This window comes from Carboxylicivirga sp. M1479 (assembly GCF_007097485.1).
Classification (GTDB): domain Bacteria; phylum Bacteroidota; class Bacteroidia; order Bacteroidales; family Marinilabiliaceae; genus Carboxylicivirga.
The window spans coordinates 362,427-378,336 of record NZ_VKDE01000001.1; the positions used below are offsets into that span (position 1 = coordinate 362,427).

Here is a 15,910-nt window from a genome sequence, read left to right on the forward strand (position 1 = left end):
CCTAATTTCTATCTTCGGTCTTCTGACTTCAAACTTTTTATTATGTCAAAATTTTCAAGAATAGATGTGACCATCAAAATGAAAGAAACGGGCATTGTGCCAGTTTTTTATCATGCCGATGTTGAAATATGTAAGCAGGTATTAAAAGCTTGTTACGAGGGTGGAGCAAGAGTATTTGAATTTACCAATCGTGGCGATTTTGCCCACGAGGTATTTGGCGAATTAACCAAGTATGCACGCCAGAGTTGCCCCGAAATGGCAATGGGTGTTGGTTCTATTTTAGATGCGCCAACCACCGCTTTATACATGCAATTGGGAGCCGATTTTATCGTGTCTCCAATTCTTAACGAAGACATGGCTAAAGTTTGTAATCGTCGTAAGGTTTTATGGTCTCCAGGCTGTGGTTCTTTATCAGAGATTTCAAAGGCCGAAGAGCTGGGTGCAGAAGTGGTAAAAATATTCCCTGGCCAACAGGTAGGTGGACCTGAGTTTGTAAAAGCAGTTAAAGGACCTTGTTCGTGGTCGAGTATTATGCCAACAGGAGGTGTTGAGCCCACCGAAGAAAACCTGTCGAAGTGGTTTAAGGCAGGCGTACATTGTGTAGGTATGGGCTCACAATTAATTAGTAAAGATGTTATTGCCAATGGCAACTATGCCGAGTTAACGACAACTGTTAAAAAGGCAATCGCCATTGTGCAAACTTTAAAATAAAAGTTCGATCACAATCGGATTAATGGATTTATAAATTGGTAGTTCGAAACGAGTACAACAAAACAGCTTACCTTAATAAATATGAGTTAAGCTGTTATTGTTGTATTTATTAGGGCTATCTAAAAAGTAGCCTAGACTTTTTTTGCTTTCGTTTTTTGTGTCATGACAAAAAATGAAGTCCAGTTTGGGTGGATAGCCCAACAAAAAAGTCAACATTGATATTAGGTTGATACAATCTGTCAGTAGTCACAAAGTTTGGTAGTTAATAATCGAAGAGAAAAAATCATGAATAAAATACTGATTCTTTTAGCAGTAATCGTTTCCATGGGTGCATGCCAGTTGTCAAACGACAATACGGGTATATTGGTGCAAAACAAGGAAGAGTTAAAAGCGGCCATTAAAAACGCCATGCCAGGCGATAACATCATCATGGCCAATGGGGTGTGGACGGATGTCGAAATTAAGTTTACTGGAAAAGGCACCAAAGATGCTCCCATTGTAATTAAAGCTCAAACAGCAGGAGAAGTATTTATTGAAGGTGTATCGTGTTTAAAGTTTGGTGGCAAATACCTTGAGGTGCATGGTTTATATTTTAGAAATGGATACACGCCATCCAACGCCGTAATTGATTTTAAACTGAACAAAGAGCAGTTGGCCAACCATTGTAGAGTCAGCCATTGTGTTATTAAGGATTTTAACCAGATGAGCCGCGACCGCAAAGATCATTGGGTTGAATTCTGGGGACGCCACAACCAGCTCGATCATTGTTATCTTTCGGGTAAATCCAATGAAGGGCCAACCGTTAGAGTGGATATAAAAGGTAATAGAAGCATCAATAATTACCATCAAATTATACACAACCATTTTGGTCCTCGACCACGAAAAGGTGGGCCAAAAGCTGAAACCATTCAATTGGGTGATAGCTTTAGCTCAATGTCTCCTAGTTACACAACGGTAGCTTACAATCTTTTTGAGAGGTGTAATGGTGAGGTGGAAATTATTTCGAGCAAAACCAATTTTAACGAGTTCAGAAACAATGTTTTTTACAAGAGTGAAGGCTCTTTGGTAACACGCCACGGAAACTATTGTACCATTGATGGAAACTACTTTATTGGAGATGATAACTCAGAAAATATTGGTGGAATTAGAATTATTAATACGGGTCATAAAGTAAGCAATAACTATTTCTACAACTTAAAAGGAAAGAGTTTTAGAAGTCCATTGGCAGTAATGAATGGTATTCCAAAATCACCATTAAACCGATACAATCAGGTAACCGATGTGGTGGTGGCATATAATACCTGGGTTAACTGTGCTTCTCCATGGCAATTCGGTGTTGGTACCAACATCAGCCAAAGTGAGGTATTGCCTAAGTCGGAGATTCGTTCAGCACGCCCCTTGCGTACCTTGGTGGCCAATAACATTATTTATAACGCCACAGGCGATGCCATGCCTATTGTTGAACATGATAAAGCTGATGGAGTTTTGTTTAAAAGTAATGTCATCAACAATCAGGATGTTGACTTTGCGAAGCGCGATGGTTTAGTGGCTTCATCATTTGAAGTATCTGAAAAGGGTAAAGGTATTTGGGTGCCTGGCAGTCAGCCTGGCGATGTAGAACCATACATGGGCTTTGAGTTTGAATTGTTCACCAAAGATGTAACCGGACAAGTGCGTGACCCAAAAACGTCCTTGGGAGCCTTTAGTGCCGCGCCACAAAGCGATTTAAATTTATTGGATAAAACAAAGTATGGCGCATCATGGTATAAAGGAGAAGCAAGCATAACAGCTAAACAAACAGAAGTAGATGCTAGCTCTTTTAAAGATGCTTTTGATAAGGCTTCAGAGGGTGATGTTTTAATTCTGAACGATGGTGCTTATAAAATAGAGTCTTCATTAGTAGTTAATAAAACCATTACCATCAAAGCTAAAAATAGCGGTATGGCTGAGTTAATTTATTCTGGAGAAAAAGAAACAGCAGCTTTTGAGATGCATCCAAAAGGAAACTTGACTTTAAAGTATGTGAAGCTGAACGGTCAAAAGACCCAATATGCCTTTGCCAGTTTAAAGAAAAATATGTCGAGCCATTACATATTAAATGTTGAAGGCTGTGATATTAGCAACTTTGATTATGTATTAAAGGCCTACAAACAAAGCTTTGCCGAAGAAATTACTTTTGAAGGAACAGCAATGAGTGATTGTGCCAATGGCTTGGAATTATCGCAGGAAACAAATGACAAGGGAGATTATAATGTTGAGTTTCTAACAATAAATAATTGCCACTTTAAGTCAATCGCCAGTAATGTGGTCGATTATTACCGAGGAGGCTATGATGAGTCAACCATAGGCGGTAATTTACTTTTAAGTAATTGCTCATTCACCAAATGTGGAGCTAAAGAAAAGAATGGTATTTTAATTAATACGCGTGGTATTGTAAATGTTAACATCAACAATAATAGCTTTAAAAATAACCGAGTGAAGCTAGTGGCTTTGCTTTGGGGAGCTAAAAATAATATCCACGCCAACAACAAGATTACTAACTCAGGTAAAATTGTTGTTGAAGAAAACCTAAAACTAAAACTCGTTTACTAAACGATTGGAATTAATGATTTAACCTGTAATATGTTTGTGTATTGTGTGATTTATTCACGTTTGGAGGCTGCCTTATGGGTGGCCTTCATTTTTTTTATTTAATTGATGAGGTATACAAGTAATGCCATTTACATATTAAAATACGCTAGTATAATGCCGAAACAGGATCACAGATTGATTTTTTATCAATCGTTTTGATCCGTAATCGGTATATGATTGATAGCGACGTATCTGCTAAAAGGAGAGACAAAGAAATTTTATTAGTTTGCTATATTTACGTATCGTTAATATGTAATTAGCCAAACCCTATTAATAATGATACAAGATTCTTTTCAACTACTTTTGCCCGAACTTCAGAAAATGGATGCATCTGAAGTTAAAAAATGCAACATTCCAATTGCCATATACATTAACGAAGCCAGTTTATTATGCAGGCGTGTTGATATTGATTTGCCCCGACTGTTGAAGGTAAATATGCCTGAGACATTACCCCGCGAACTAAAAATCAGGACTGAAGCCTTAATCATAGCTGAATCCATCTGGCAAAACAAAACATCGGCCAGGCAAAATAACATGACTCAATGGAAAGAAAAGGGCAAGCAGCTCAAAACCTTGTTCTATGATTTAATTCATGAATTGTCATTCGCCTTTCGTAACAAACCACCATTGTTAGCTTCTTTGAGAGAGGCCAGAAAAGCGGGTTCCTACGCAATGATTATCCAGTCTTTAAGCGATATACTTGTGTTGGCACAAGAGCATAAACACTTGCTCAAGGCCATTAATTTCAACATGACAAAATTGGATACAGCTTCAGAAATGCTTGAAGATGCCTCAAAACTACTGGCAATAACCAACTCCTACCGTTTGCAAGATGATCAGGATAGAGTATTGCGCGATAAAGCCTATACAAGCTTAAAGCTGCATGTGGATGAAGTAAGGGCTTATGGCCAATTTGTATTTAAAGGCGAAAAAGACATCCTCCAGCATTATGCCAGTTCCTATGCCCGAGAAAAGCAACGAAACTATCGTAAAAAGGCGAACTCACTTTAAATACTATCATTTGCACGACAAAACTATTATAGGAAATGACTTAAATGGGTTAGGAAATGACAGTCATTATCGCAATAATAATATAAAATAGATGTAACATATTATATTAATAATGCGGTAATAGTCATTACTTAGAAAGATATTGTAATTAATTATACAATTCGTATTCTTGGGTTTAGTGATTAATAAGTTGATTTTAAGTTAAGGAAATGCATTAATGTTGCCTAATTGTTTTTACGCTAAAGTCGTAATGACTCCAATTTTTTAGTTCTCAATCATGTTTGTCGTTTATGGAGTTTATGATTTACACTTTACTCCAATTTACTTAAAATACCAGTTTTCATGATAAACTCTTCCGGTTAAGAACCTTTTGGAATTTACCATCTAAATTCCTACAAATTCTAATTCGGAATCAAGCAAAATTAAATAATTCAAACTTGTTTATTGGCTTATTCGCTATGGCCACTAGGTATTATCAAAAATACAAGCGATGTATTTATTCGTTTGGTTCGGTGTTACAAAAGAATTATTTTTTCTTATCTTAGATAAGTATTCGAAGTCATAATATGCAGGGTCAATTATCAACCAAAAAATTGACTATTATGACTAAAAGACAAGTTCAGGAAGTTAATGCCGGTTCAACGGCTGATATTGCGTTTTTACTACTAATCTTTTTCCTTGTTACAACAACAATGGACTCAGATACAGGCTTGGGTACTATACTACCGCCTTATGAGGAAGAACCACCAATAGATAACAAGGCCAAAAACGAGCGAAATGTATTTGAGATTTTGGTAAATGGCAATAATCAGCTATTGGTGGAAAAAAAAGAGATGGATATTAAATATCTGACAGAAGCCACCAAGAACTTTGTTTTAAACCCGCAGGATGAAGCCCATTTATCTGCTAAGGAATTACAAAGGATTATGCTGTTAGGCGAAATAATGGTAAGTAAAGGTGTTATTTCGTTACAAACAGCAAATGATACTGAATACCAGGTTTACCTGATGGTGCAGAATGAAATTATCAGAGCCTTTAATGAGCTAAGAGATGAGTTTGCGACGGCTACTTTTAATAAAAAGTATAAGAAACTAAGCAAAGACGAAAAAGCGGCTGTTAGAGCGGCAATTCCAAAGCTAATCTCTGAAGCAGAACCCGTAAAAATTAGTACTAGTCTGTAAAAGATGAATTAATTCAAAAGCTGTCATATTATGGCAGCTTTTGTGTTAAATGGAGGATGGTAACTATGCAGTAGTTACAATATATTTTTGCGGAGAGAGGGAGATTCGAACTCCCGGTACCCTCACGGGTACACACGCTTTCCAGGCGTGCACAATCGGCCACTCTGTCACCTCTCCTTGTACTTTCAAATAGTTAAACTCATTGCCATTGAATAAGTTCAATCGTATAAAAACAAAAAATCCCAACCGAAGTCGGGATTTATACGCACGGGAGGAGAGGCTCGAACTCCCGACACCTGGTTTTGGAGACCAGTGCTCTACCAACTGAGCTACACCCGTGTGTTTTGTTGCACTGCCTTTGCAAATGCGAATGCAAAAATAGGAGAATAATCAGAAATAAAAACTTATCAGGCAATAAAAAAATAGCCAAATATGTGTTCTGTCTGGCTTATAGAGGGTTCGTGCCTATTTTTTTTTATTTGAATAGAAGAGTTACCCTACTGCCTTTTCCTACTTCAGATTGTATTTGCAGCTGACCACCATGCAAACGCATCACTTGTTGCGATAGAGCCAGTCCAATGCCATTGCCTCCTTGTCGTGTTGTGTAAAAAGGAACACACACCTTGTCCAGTTCATCCGGTGGTATTCCTTTGCCATTGTCGATGATCTGAATTTTTAGTAGATGATCTCTAATATGAGCTTTAATCGTTATCAACGCAGGTTCTTTATCCAAAGCTTCAATGCTATTCTTGATAAGATTAATAAGGGTTTGCTCTAGCAGTTGTTCATCCAATAAATACGATGTGTTTTTATCGCACTCAAGCAATAACTGAAACTTTGTTTCGTGTTCCGAATTGGTAAAGAGCGTTTGAACACGCGTTAACAATGAATTGATATCGCATAACTGCGTTTGAGCGTGTTTTAGACCGGCCATGCTTCTGTAACTCTCCACAAAATGAGTAAGCCCCTTACTACGTTTATGAACAGCATCAAGTGCATCTGTCACTTCCAGTCGTTCCTTTTCGTCCAGTACAATGGGGGCTTCGGTTTGTTTAAAGCGTTGATTTAAACCAGCCGAAATAATGTTAACCGGGCTTAAAGAGTTCATCACTTCATGGGTTAATACTCGAATTAATTTTTGCCACGATTCTAACTCTTTTTGCTCAATCTCACCACGGATATCCTGAAAGGCCAAAAGCCGCAATGTCTTTTGTTCCTGTTTCATCATAACAGACGTAAGGGCTACTTGCAGTAGGCGCTGATCAACCATGAGTTCCACTAACTTCTGCTGATTGGCTTGCAGTTGCATTAGTTCATCGGCAATGCCTGGTTTAAATTGGTTGAGTTTATCAAGCCGATGGAGGTATTTAATGTTCAGCATTTTTAGCAAGGCCTCGTTGGTCATTGTTACATTGCCATGTTCGTTAACCACAATAATGGCAACGCCCAGCTTTTTGAGTGCTGTTTCAAAAAACAGGTATTCCTTTTCCTTATCCAGCTTTAGTTGTCTAAATGCTTCAACAACGCTGTTAAACGACTGAAAAAGGTTCTGGAACGAAGCATCTTTATCGCGTGAGTGAAAGTGTATAGTTGTATCACCAAAGCCAAAAGACTGGATGAATTTGGCCAGTTCACGATTTGTTTTTCGTACCGAATAGATGAGGTAGACGGTTTGAGCAATGTAAGCAAATGCCAATAGGTATTTGATGGCATCGAGGCTTTGATTACTCCATATAAGCAAGATAATTATGGGTGTTAATGCCATAAATAAGGCCTGCAAAGCAATGCTGTAAGTAAAGTGCTTATAGCTCATATTTCTTAATTTTCTCGTAGAGAGTTGAACGATTAATGCCTAATTTCTTAGCTGTTTTACTCATGTTGCCTTTGCAGTTGGCAAGTGCTTTTTCAATAAGCAAACGTTCGTGGTCATGCAAATTATAACAATCGTCTTTTAGCGACGTTTTGTTTTCCTGGTTCAGAAATAAGTTGCTTTGCTCAATAATAGTATGGTCAGATAAAATAACTGCTTTTTCAATAGCATGTTCTAATTCACGTATGTTACCTGGCCATTGCTGTGCTTTCAACTCATTTAGTGCATCAATGGAAAATGTCATTGGCGACTTATTGTATTTATTAGTCAGTTTGTTTAAGAAGAAATTGGCCAAACCATCAATGTCATCCGCTCGTTGTCGTAAGGCCGGAAGTTCTAATGCGATGGTATTGATTCGGTACAATAAATCTTCGCGAAAGCTTCCCTCATTGACCATTTGCTGAAGCGGCATATTGGTGGCACAAATTAATCGTATATCTACCTTAATAGGATGCGTGCCTCCCACTGGTGTGATTTCGCGGTTTTGAAGAGCTGTCAGCAGCTTTGCTTGCGCCGCCAAGGATAAGTTGCCAATTTCATCGAGGAAGAGTGTGCCGCCTGATGCTAGCTCAAATCGTCCGGTGCGATCTGTTTTAGCATCTGTAAAAGCACCTTTCTTATGACCGAATAGTTCACTTTCCAATAGATTCTCGTGCATGGCACCCAGGTCAACCGAAACAAACATTTCACTTTTTCGATTTGATGATTGGTGAATAGTACGAGCCATCACTTCCTTGCCCGTTCCATTTTCCCCAAGTATTAGAACGTTCACATCGGTAGGTGCCACCTTGGTTATCATCGCCATAATGCTTTGCATGGCATCTGATTGACCTAAAAACACATCCTTGTCCGCATTAATACATTCGTTCAGGTGTTTCTGTTTTTTTTGCAGGCCTTTTATGGCGCGCTTGCTTTTTAATAGTTCAAAAACCGATTTTAAGGTCGAGAGAATCTTACGTTCGTCCCAAGACTTTTCAATAAAATCGGCTGCTCCTTTTTTAATGGCTTTAACAGCCAATTCCACATCGCTGTAGCCAGTAATAAATACAACGGCTAGGTCTTTGTCTATTTTATGCACCTCCTGCATCCAGTATAAACCCTCGTTGCCATTGTTTATACCAGCTTTAAAATTCATATCCAGCATTACTATATCGAACGATTCTTTTTGCAAGTGTTCTTGAATGCGATTAGGATTGTGCTCGGTATGAATGCTATTAAAGTGAGGTTTTAAATAGAGCTTGAGGGCCAGAAGCAACTCCTTGTTATCGTCTACTATTAAAATTTTTCCGTCTTTGGGCATGGGTTAAATTTGAGTTATTATGTGTAAAGGTTCTTGCCAATTCCCCATTCAGGGAATTCGTTTTTAAGCGTTTTAACCACCTCCCCACTTCGTGGTGCTCCTCCTTGGCAAAGAGGAGAGGGATGAAAAACCGTCCCCTCCCGAATTTTAGGAGGGGTGCCGACAGGCGGGGTGGTATAATTAGTTTTAAAAGCAATTTATCTGACTCCCCATCTGTTTATCATGATATTAGGCTTTACTGTTATTCTACTTCACAAAGTGAGAAACGCTATTTACATCTGCAAAATACCTTTTTATTGTTGGAAAATCATACAACACTGTTGGAAATTCCAACACTTGATTGGAGTGTTGTTTATTTAATCGTCACATAATCAGGTAAAAAAGAAAGAGGCATGCATTTGGCACAGTCATCGGCACAAGACAAACTAAATGGATAAGCAAATTAAAAAACAACCCTGGTGGAAGAAAAACTTAAGGTGGCTTATAGCGGCCTTTGTGTTCGTTTGTTGGTGCATCTACTTTATTGCTTTTGCCGATCATCGCAGCCAGGTGAAAGTTAATAGCAATCGATTAACTATATCGAAGGTAAACCAAGATATTTTTCAGGATTACATTAGTGTAACAGCTACTGTTGAGCCCATTAAAACCATTTATTTAGATGCCATTGAAGGCGGGCGTGTTGAGTCGATTCTTTTGGAGGAGGGTAATATGGTTCAGGCAGGTGATGCCATTGCACATTTGAGCAATACCAACCTAATATTAGAAATATCGAATAACGAAGCCAACGTGGCAAGGGCCATAAACGAACTGCGCACTGCTCGATTACAAATGGAGATGAATGCCATGGAATTGCAGAACCAGATTGTACAGTTGGAAGGTAATCTGTTTATTCAAAAACGAAAGTTTGATAATTCGGCCACATTCTATAAAGAGGGACTGGTGTCGGAGGATGAATATTTACAGGATAAAACCAATTACGAGGCTTCATACAGGCAGATGAATTTGTTAAAAGAGAGCTTTAAACGCGATTCGGTATACAGGGGTATTCAAATAGAAACACTGGAGAATTCGGCGATGCGCATGGAGGAAAACCAGGGGATAATTCGTAAGCGATTAGATCATTTAACAATTAAAGCACCTGTAGATGGACAGTTAGCTTCATTGAATCTAGAAGAAGGTCAGGTAATTAATTACGGTACACGCGTTGGTAAAGTAAATATTCTGGATCGCTTTAAACTAAAAGCCCAAGTGGATGAGCACTATATTACACGCATTAAGCCAGGATTAAATGCCAACTGTCAGTTTTCATCCAGTACCATCGAAGCGTCGATAAAAAAAATATATGCCGAAGTGATTGATGGTAAGTTTGCTGTTGATTTAGTTTTTTCAAAGGATACCGTTCCCGATTTACGAATAGGACAAACCAGCCACGTGAAGCTACAGTTGGGTAACTCGATGCCAGCATTGCTCTTACCCCGAGGAAGTTTTTTTCAGAGTACGGGTGGTCAGTGGGTGTTTGTACTTAATAAAGAGGGTACAGCAGCGTACAAGCGACACATTTCAATAGGTCGGCAAAATCCGAAGTATTTTGAGGTGCTTGATGGTTTGCAGGCCGGCGAAGAAGTGATAACCTCGGGCTACGAGATTTTTGGAGATAATGAAGTGGTATTACTTAAGTAGTGCCGAAAAATACCACATTATTAAAACGCGAAGTAAATATTAAACTAAACATTGTGCACAGTGCACTAAACAAATAAACCTATGTTACGAACAAACAACCTACAAAAAATTTTCAGAACAGAAGAGGTGGAAACCACGGCTTTGAACAACGTTAATATTCATGTGCAAAAAGGCGAATTTGTGGCCATTATGGGACCATCGGGATGTGGAAAATCAACCTTATTAAACATTATTGGCTTACTGGATAATCCTAGTGATGGCGAATTATATTTTGATGGTCAGGAGATTGCTTCCTTTAAAGAGCGTCAGCGCACCAACCTACGAAAAGGAAATATTGGTTTCGTATTCCAAAGCTTTAACTTGATTGACGAGTTGAACGTGTTTGAAAACATTGAGATGCCTTTGGTGTATTTAAAAATGTCGGCCAAAGAACGTAAAGAACGTGTGCAGAAAGTGATGGAACGCATGCAGATAGCTCATCGTGCCAAGCATTTTCCACAGCAGCTTTCAGGTGGTCAGCAGCAGCGTGTGGCCTTTGCACGTGCGGTGGTAGCTAACCCTAAGCTAATCCTGGCCGATGAGCCAACTGGTAATCTTGATTCAAAAAACGGTGCCGAAGTGATGAACCTGTTACGCCAATTAAATGAAGATGGAACTACCATTGTGATGGTAACGCACTCTGCTGAACATGCCGAATATGCCCACCGTGTCATTAACCTGTTTGACGGTCATGTGGTGACGGAGAAGATTTTAAAAGAACCAGCTATAGAAGCCATTAACTAATCGCTACTGTATGGACTTTCTCAAAATAATATTGCCTCAATTTTACACCTCAAAACGGATATCATTATTCAATTTTATTGGTTTAAGCGTATCTTTTGCAGTACTAATCATTTTGGCGCTTTACTTGTATCATGAATTTACTTTTGACAGATACAATGAAAATTGTAATCAACTGTATTTAATTGAAGCTAAACGACCGGGTGAGGACAAAAAGAGTCCTAATTTACCCAATCCTTTAGGTGCCTTAGTCGAAGAGGAAGTTCCTGGAGTAGACAAGCATTGTACGCTTAAAAGTTGGGGAGGGATTTATGTCCGAAAGGACAAACAAACCGTTAATCACAATTTATCTCTTTTTTCAGTTGATTCGACATTTTGCGATTTATTTACCCTAAAAATAAAACAAGGGAATGCGATATCGTTAAAAGGCAAACGCTCAATCATCCTTTCAGAAACTGCGGCCAAAAGAATATTTGGCGATAAAAACCCAATTGGTGAAGTTCTTCTTGAGAGCTATAAACTTCCTCTTACCGTCGAAGCGGTTTATGAGGATTTTCCTGCGAATCACTCTTTTTACAAAATTGATGGATTTTGTAGTTTCATTGAAGCCGATTGGGTGAATAAATGGAGCGAATGGAGTTTCTATAATTTCTTTGCCATTGATAAGAAGGCTGATATTTCATCTGTGGAGAAAAAAATAAACGAGCTAGAGCAAATAAAAGAAAGAAGTTTTGATGATGATGGAAATATGCGCTATTCATTTCATTTAACACAGTTATCCGATGTGCATTTTGAGAGCGTACTCGGAAGTGGTAATAAAAAGATTGTGTTGGTATTGATGGCCATTTCTATCATGCTGTTGTTAATGGCTTTTGTTAATTATCTCAATTTTTCGCTTGCTTCATTGCCACGAGAAGTCAAAGGGGTGTGTCTAAGAAAGGTTAACGGAGCATCCGGGAAAATAATTTTTTGGAACAGAATACAGGATTCAATAAAAATCACAAGTATCTCTTTTCTTTTAGGAATCGTTATTTCGTCTTCAGCATTAAAAATTAATCCTGAAGTTTATGATTATCAACTATCACTGGGAGATTCATGGTTGTTGATTTTTGTGCTTTATCTGTTATTAGTAATTATAGCAGGTGTGTTGTCAACAATCCCTACAAGCATAATGCTAAAATTGAATCCCTCAATGGTGTTAAAAGGACTTATTCCAATATCTGTAAAAAAAGGAGCAAAGCGTAATGTGTTGCCAATAATTCAATATGTTTTTGCCATTGTTTTAATTGTTGGAGTCATACTAATTAATAAGCAGATAAATTTTATAAAGCATTATGATTTAGGATTCGAAAAGGAAAATGTGGTAGTTGTTAACACCACACGCCAAATCAGAAAGCAAGAAAAAGCGTTTGCCTTAGAAGTTCTGAAAAACCCCAATGTTCTAGATTACGCTTTTTCTCAATTTGTTCCTGGAGGTGTTGGCATGGGATGGGGTCGAGAAATAGATGGCAAATATGTGAATTACAAGGCATGGCCAATTGATGAACGCTACCTTGATTTTATGGGGTTTGAAATGGCAGAAGGTCGTCCTTTTTCGAAAAATTTAAAGGCTGATGAAAACAATTTCATCTTTAATGAAACAGCAGTGCGTCAATTCGGTTGGGACAACACGATAGGGAAAAAGGTACCAGGCTTTAATTTTAAAGGCGAAGTGGTGGGTGTTGTAAAAGATATGAAATACGCTTCATTGTATGAGGATGTTGAACCTATGTGTTTTTGGTTAACATCTGAAAGACACAACCAATTAAGTTTGAGAATAACAGGTGATGATGTCTCGAATACAATAGACTATATCAATAATGTCTATAAAAATTTTGAAAGTAAATACCCATTCGACTACTTCTTCTTGAATAATAAGCTCAACAAACAATATGTTCGGGCCGAGAAACAAGCAAAACTAATTTTTCTGGCCTGTGTAGTTGCCTTAATAATTGCAGTGATTGGTACTTTAGGTATGGCCTCTTTCATTTGTGAATATCGTATTAAAGAAATTGGTGTAAGAAAAGCAAATGGAGCTTCTGCTACAGAGGTTGTAAAAATGATAAACCGTTCTTTTTTTATACAGATTTTAATTGCAATAATATTGTCAAGTCCAATTGCCTATTGGACTGCTGAAAGTTGGCTTAACATCTTTGCTTACAAAACAGAACTCAGTTGGTGGATATTTGGTCTGGCCGGGTCTATTGCTTTAATTATGGTGCTATTCACTGTTAGCTGGCAAAGCTGGATGGCGGCCAGGAGGAATCCAGTGGAGGCCTTACGGTACGAGTAGATAGGTCTTCAAAAGGTTTATGCGTAGTAATTGACTATCACTTAAAATCACCAAAACTCAAAGCAATGTTACAGCATTATATTTTAATAGCATGGCGAAATATTAAGCGGAAGAGAACCCTTTCGTTTATTCAGATATTTTGTCTGGCGCTGGGTTTAGCCGCTTTTATATTGGTAGCTCGCTATGTTCAGTATGAAAAGCAATGGGATACGTTTAACGAGAGTTACGAGCTAATATACAGGGCACAAGCCTACAAAATTGGTGACCGACCCGATGATTATACCCAAATTCCGGTGCCAGTAGCCCAATACCTGGAAGATAACATACCCGAAATTGAAAAGGCTTTTGTTTACCGTGAGATTTGGTTTGAACACTTATCGGCTGATAAGGAAATAATTTACCGTGAGGGAATGGGGTGTTGGGTGCCATCAGATATATTTGATGTGTTCTCATTTGAACTCATTCGGGGCGATAGACGAAGTGTTTTGGATGACCCTAATTCCATTGTCATTAATGAATCAATGGCTCAAAAATATTTCCCTAATGGAAATGCAATTGGTCAATACCTGTACGATAGCTACAAAAATCAATTAAGGGTAACGGGCGTGATGAAAGATATGCCGGAGCAATCGCATATTCAGGCAGATTACTTCCGTTCAAGCACCAACTTGTTGAATGAGTATAAAGATGATTGGTACAATAGTTCATTTACCACCTATGTGCTTTTAAGACCAGGAAGCTCGGCTGAATTGGTGTCGTCGAAAATACAAGATGTGATTAACATACACGATGAGAATGCCAAGCGGTTACTGTATCTAAATCCATTAAGTACTTTGCATCTGAAAGAAAATCCGCGCGACGACAGAGGCGTTATCGTTTATATGTTTTCGGTAATGGGGCTATTAACACTTTTACTTGCATGTGTCAGTTTTATGAACCTGACCACCGCTTTTTCATCCTTACGACTGGTTGAGGTTGGTGTTAGAAAGTCCATTGGTAGCAGTAGGCGTAGTATTAGGATACAGTTTATAAGTGAGGCAGTTGTTATTGCTTTTATCGCTTTTGTATTGGCTGTTTTTATAGCTGCTTTAGTTTTGCCCATTTTTAATCAGGTAGTAGATCGTAACATCGAATTAAACCTGCATACCAACTTACTATTTACCCTTTTTTTAGTGGCAGTTGTACTTTTAACCGGTATACTGGCGGGAGCTTATCCAGCCTTTATTGTTTCGGCCTATAAGCCAATTAACGTATTGCATGGAATTAAATCCACCAAGAAAAATAATCTATCTGGTCTTCAGGTTTTGGTGTATTTACAGTTTGTTATTTCAGTGGTGCTTATCACTGCCAGCTTATGGGTATATCGACAGGTAAATTTACTTTCAAATAAAGATTTAGGCTTTAATAAAGAGACTGTTTACCGCTGTAGCATGCCAAATCAAAACAGCTCTATTTCGTACGAGGCTTTAAGAAATGATTTGCTAGCCCATGCTGGCATCGAGAATATGGCTGTTTCGTTAAACTCGCCAATGCATTCAAACTGGGGCACCTTTGTGATTCCTGAAGATTGGGATCGCGAGAATGCTGTTTTTTCGCGATGGAACATGGCCTGTTCCAATTACATTTCAACAATGGGCATGGAGATTATTAAAGGACGTAATTTCTCTGAAAATGAGAATAGCAAAACCTTTAACTGCCTTATTAATGAAACGGCGGCCAAAGCTTACGGATGGGCAAATCCAATAGGGAAGACACTGGAGATAGAAGGCAAGCACACCGTTATTGGAGTGATTAAAGACTTTAACGTGATGGATGTGCATTCTCCTATTCCACCATTTGTTATGCTTTCTAATGAAAGGGATTTATCCATGCGCAACGACCTGCTTTTTAAAGTTCATCCAGCTTCGGCAAAGAGTGCTTTGTTGCATATGCAAAGTGTACTTGACCAGCACTTTAACGATGTACTATTTGATGTGAGCCATTACGATGACAACCTGGAACGTGTAGAGCTTAAAATATGGACGAGTGCAAAAAAGACCATTGCTTTTTTTACCATGCTAGCTGTTTTGGTTGCTGCTTTAGGATTATTTGGCCTGGTTTATTATGCCACGCAAAAACGCTTTAAAGAAATAGGGATTCGAAAAGTGCAAGGTGCTGGAGTATTGCAAATAATACCCATGGTAACAAAGCATTTTGTGATCATGACCCTTTTGGCCAATGTAATTGTATTTCCAGTGACTGAAGTCATCGAAAATATTATGCCGGGCATTTATAAATATCACTTTACAATTTTCGATGCAGGATTAATACTGGTGGGCACCATGGCAATTACCCTACTGTCGTGTGTTTATCAGGTAGTAAGAGCATCAAATTTAAACCCTGTTGAAGCTTTGCGCTACGAATAAGAAAAGGAT

Annotated in this window: 10 protein-coding genes and 2 tRNA genes; 8 read left to right on the top strand and 4 right to left on the bottom strand. The window is 38.4% G+C overall.

Going from position 1 to position 15,910, the window contains the following annotated elements:
- Positions 1-42 precede the first annotated feature (42 nt).
- The 4 genes from FNN09_RS01555 to FNN09_RS01570 all read left to right on the top strand — a co-directional run bounded on the left by FNN09_RS01555 (position 43) and on the right by FNN09_RS01570 (position 5,534).
- Positions 43-711, top strand: a complete 669-nt coding sequence (locus tag FNN09_RS01555) for a bifunctional 4-hydroxy-2-oxoglutarate aldolase/2-dehydro-3-deoxy-phosphogluconate aldolase (RefSeq protein WP_143299709.1) — start codon at positions 43-45, stop codon at positions 709-711.
- A gap of 285 nt (positions 712-996) precedes the next feature.
- Positions 997-3,303: a chondroitinase-B domain-containing protein gene (locus FNN09_RS01560; protein WP_143299710.1), complete on the top strand. Its 2,307-nt coding sequence runs from the start codon at positions 997-999 to the stop codon at positions 3,301-3,303.
- 315 nt (positions 3,304-3,618) lie between these two features.
- Positions 3,619-4,353: a hypothetical protein gene (locus FNN09_RS01565; protein ID WP_143299711.1), complete on the top strand. Its 735-nt coding sequence runs from the start codon at positions 3,619-3,621 to the stop codon at positions 4,351-4,353.
- Between the two features lie 602 nt (positions 4,354-4,955).
- Positions 4,956-5,534 carry a biopolymer transporter ExbD gene (locus FNN09_RS01570; RefSeq protein ID WP_143299712.1) on the top strand — a complete coding sequence of 193 codons (579 nt, stop codon included), beginning with the start codon at positions 4,956-4,958 and terminating at the stop codon, positions 5,532-5,534.
- A gap of 90 nt (positions 5,535-5,624) precedes the next feature.
- Here FNN09_RS01570 and FNN09_RS21050 read toward each other — a convergent pair.
- The 4 genes from FNN09_RS21050 to FNN09_RS01585 form a co-directional block, all read right to left on the bottom strand.
- Positions 5,625-5,711: transfer RNA gene (locus FNN09_RS21050), tRNA-Ser, on the bottom strand.
- Positions 5,712-5,800: 89 nt separating this feature from the next.
- Positions 5,801-5,873, bottom strand: a tRNA-Trp gene (locus tag FNN09_RS01575).
- A 136-nt stretch (positions 5,874-6,009) separates the two neighbouring features.
- Positions 6,010-7,347: a PAS domain-containing sensor histidine kinase gene (locus tag FNN09_RS01580; protein ID WP_143299713.1), complete on the bottom strand. Its 1,338-nt coding sequence runs from the start codon at positions 7,345-7,347 to the stop codon at positions 6,010-6,012.
- Complete coding sequence (locus tag FNN09_RS01585; RefSeq protein ID WP_143299714.1) at positions 7,337-8,704, bottom strand: sigma-54 dependent transcriptional regulator; 1,368 nt, start codon at positions 8,702-8,704, stop codon at positions 7,337-7,339. Before FNN09_RS01585 ends, FNN09_RS01580 begins: the two co-directional genes overlap by 11 nt.
- 429 nt (positions 8,705-9,133) lie before the next feature.
- Here FNN09_RS01585 and FNN09_RS01590 point away from each other — a divergent pair, with 429 nt between their 5' ends.
- From FNN09_RS01590 to FNN09_RS01605, 4 genes are all read left to right on the top strand, one after another.
- Positions 9,134-10,384, top strand: a complete 1,251-nt coding sequence (locus FNN09_RS01590; protein WP_143299715.1) for an efflux RND transporter periplasmic adaptor subunit — start codon at positions 9,134-9,136, stop codon at positions 10,382-10,384.
- A gap of 81 nt (positions 10,385-10,465) precedes the next feature.
- The gene (locus FNN09_RS01595) at positions 10,466-11,167 is read left to right on the top strand and encodes an ABC transporter ATP-binding protein (RefSeq protein ID WP_143299716.1); all 702 of its coding nucleotides are present in this window, start codon (positions 10,466-10,468) and stop codon (positions 11,165-11,167) included.
- Positions 11,168-11,177: 10 nt separating this feature from the next.
- The gene (locus FNN09_RS01600; RefSeq protein WP_143299717.1) at positions 11,178-13,496 is read left to right on the top strand and encodes an ABC transporter permease; all 2,319 of its coding nucleotides are present in this window, start codon (positions 11,178-11,180) and stop codon (positions 13,494-13,496) included.
- Positions 13,497-13,561: 65 nt separating this feature from the next.
- Positions 13,562-15,901 carry an ABC transporter permease gene (locus tag FNN09_RS01605; protein ID WP_143299718.1) on the top strand — a complete coding sequence of 780 codons (2,340 nt, stop codon included), beginning with the start codon at positions 13,562-13,564 and terminating at the stop codon, positions 15,899-15,901.
- Positions 15,902-15,910: the final 9 nt, after the last annotated feature.

Excerpts from the sequence above, each read along its gene's own strand:
- FNN09_RS01555 (WP_143299709.1), top strand. The coding sequence starts at position 43 with ATGTCAAAATTTTCAAGAATAGATGTGACCATCAAAATGAAAGAAACG.
- FNN09_RS01560 (WP_143299710.1), top strand. The coding sequence starts at position 997 with ATGAATAAAATACTGATTCTTTTAGCAGTAATCGTTTCCATGGGTGCA.
- FNN09_RS01565 (WP_143299711.1), top strand. The coding sequence starts at position 3,619 with ATGATACAAGATTCTTTTCAACTACTTTTGCCCGAACTTCAGAAAATG.
- FNN09_RS01570 (WP_143299712.1), top strand. The coding sequence starts at position 4,956 with ATGACTAAAAGACAAGTTCAGGAAGTTAATGCCGGTTCAACGGCTGAT.
- FNN09_RS01580 (WP_143299713.1), bottom strand. The coding sequence starts at position 7,347 with ATGAGCTATAAGCACTTTACTTACAGCATTGCTTTGCAGGCCTTATTT.
- FNN09_RS01585 (WP_143299714.1), bottom strand. The coding sequence starts at position 8,704 with ATGCCCAAAGACGGAAAAATTTTAATAGTAGACGATAACAAGGAGTTG.
- FNN09_RS01590 (WP_143299715.1), top strand. The coding sequence starts at position 9,134 with ATGGATAAGCAAATTAAAAAACAACCCTGGTGGAAGAAAAACTTAAGG.
- FNN09_RS01595 (WP_143299716.1), top strand. The coding sequence starts at position 10,466 with ATGTTACGAACAAACAACCTACAAAAAATTTTCAGAACAGAAGAGGTG.
- FNN09_RS01600 (WP_143299717.1), top strand. The coding sequence starts at position 11,178 with ATGGACTTTCTCAAAATAATATTGCCTCAATTTTACACCTCAAAACGG.
- FNN09_RS01605 (WP_143299718.1), top strand. The coding sequence starts at position 13,562 with ATGTTACAGCATTATATTTTAATAGCATGGCGAAATATTAAGCGGAAG.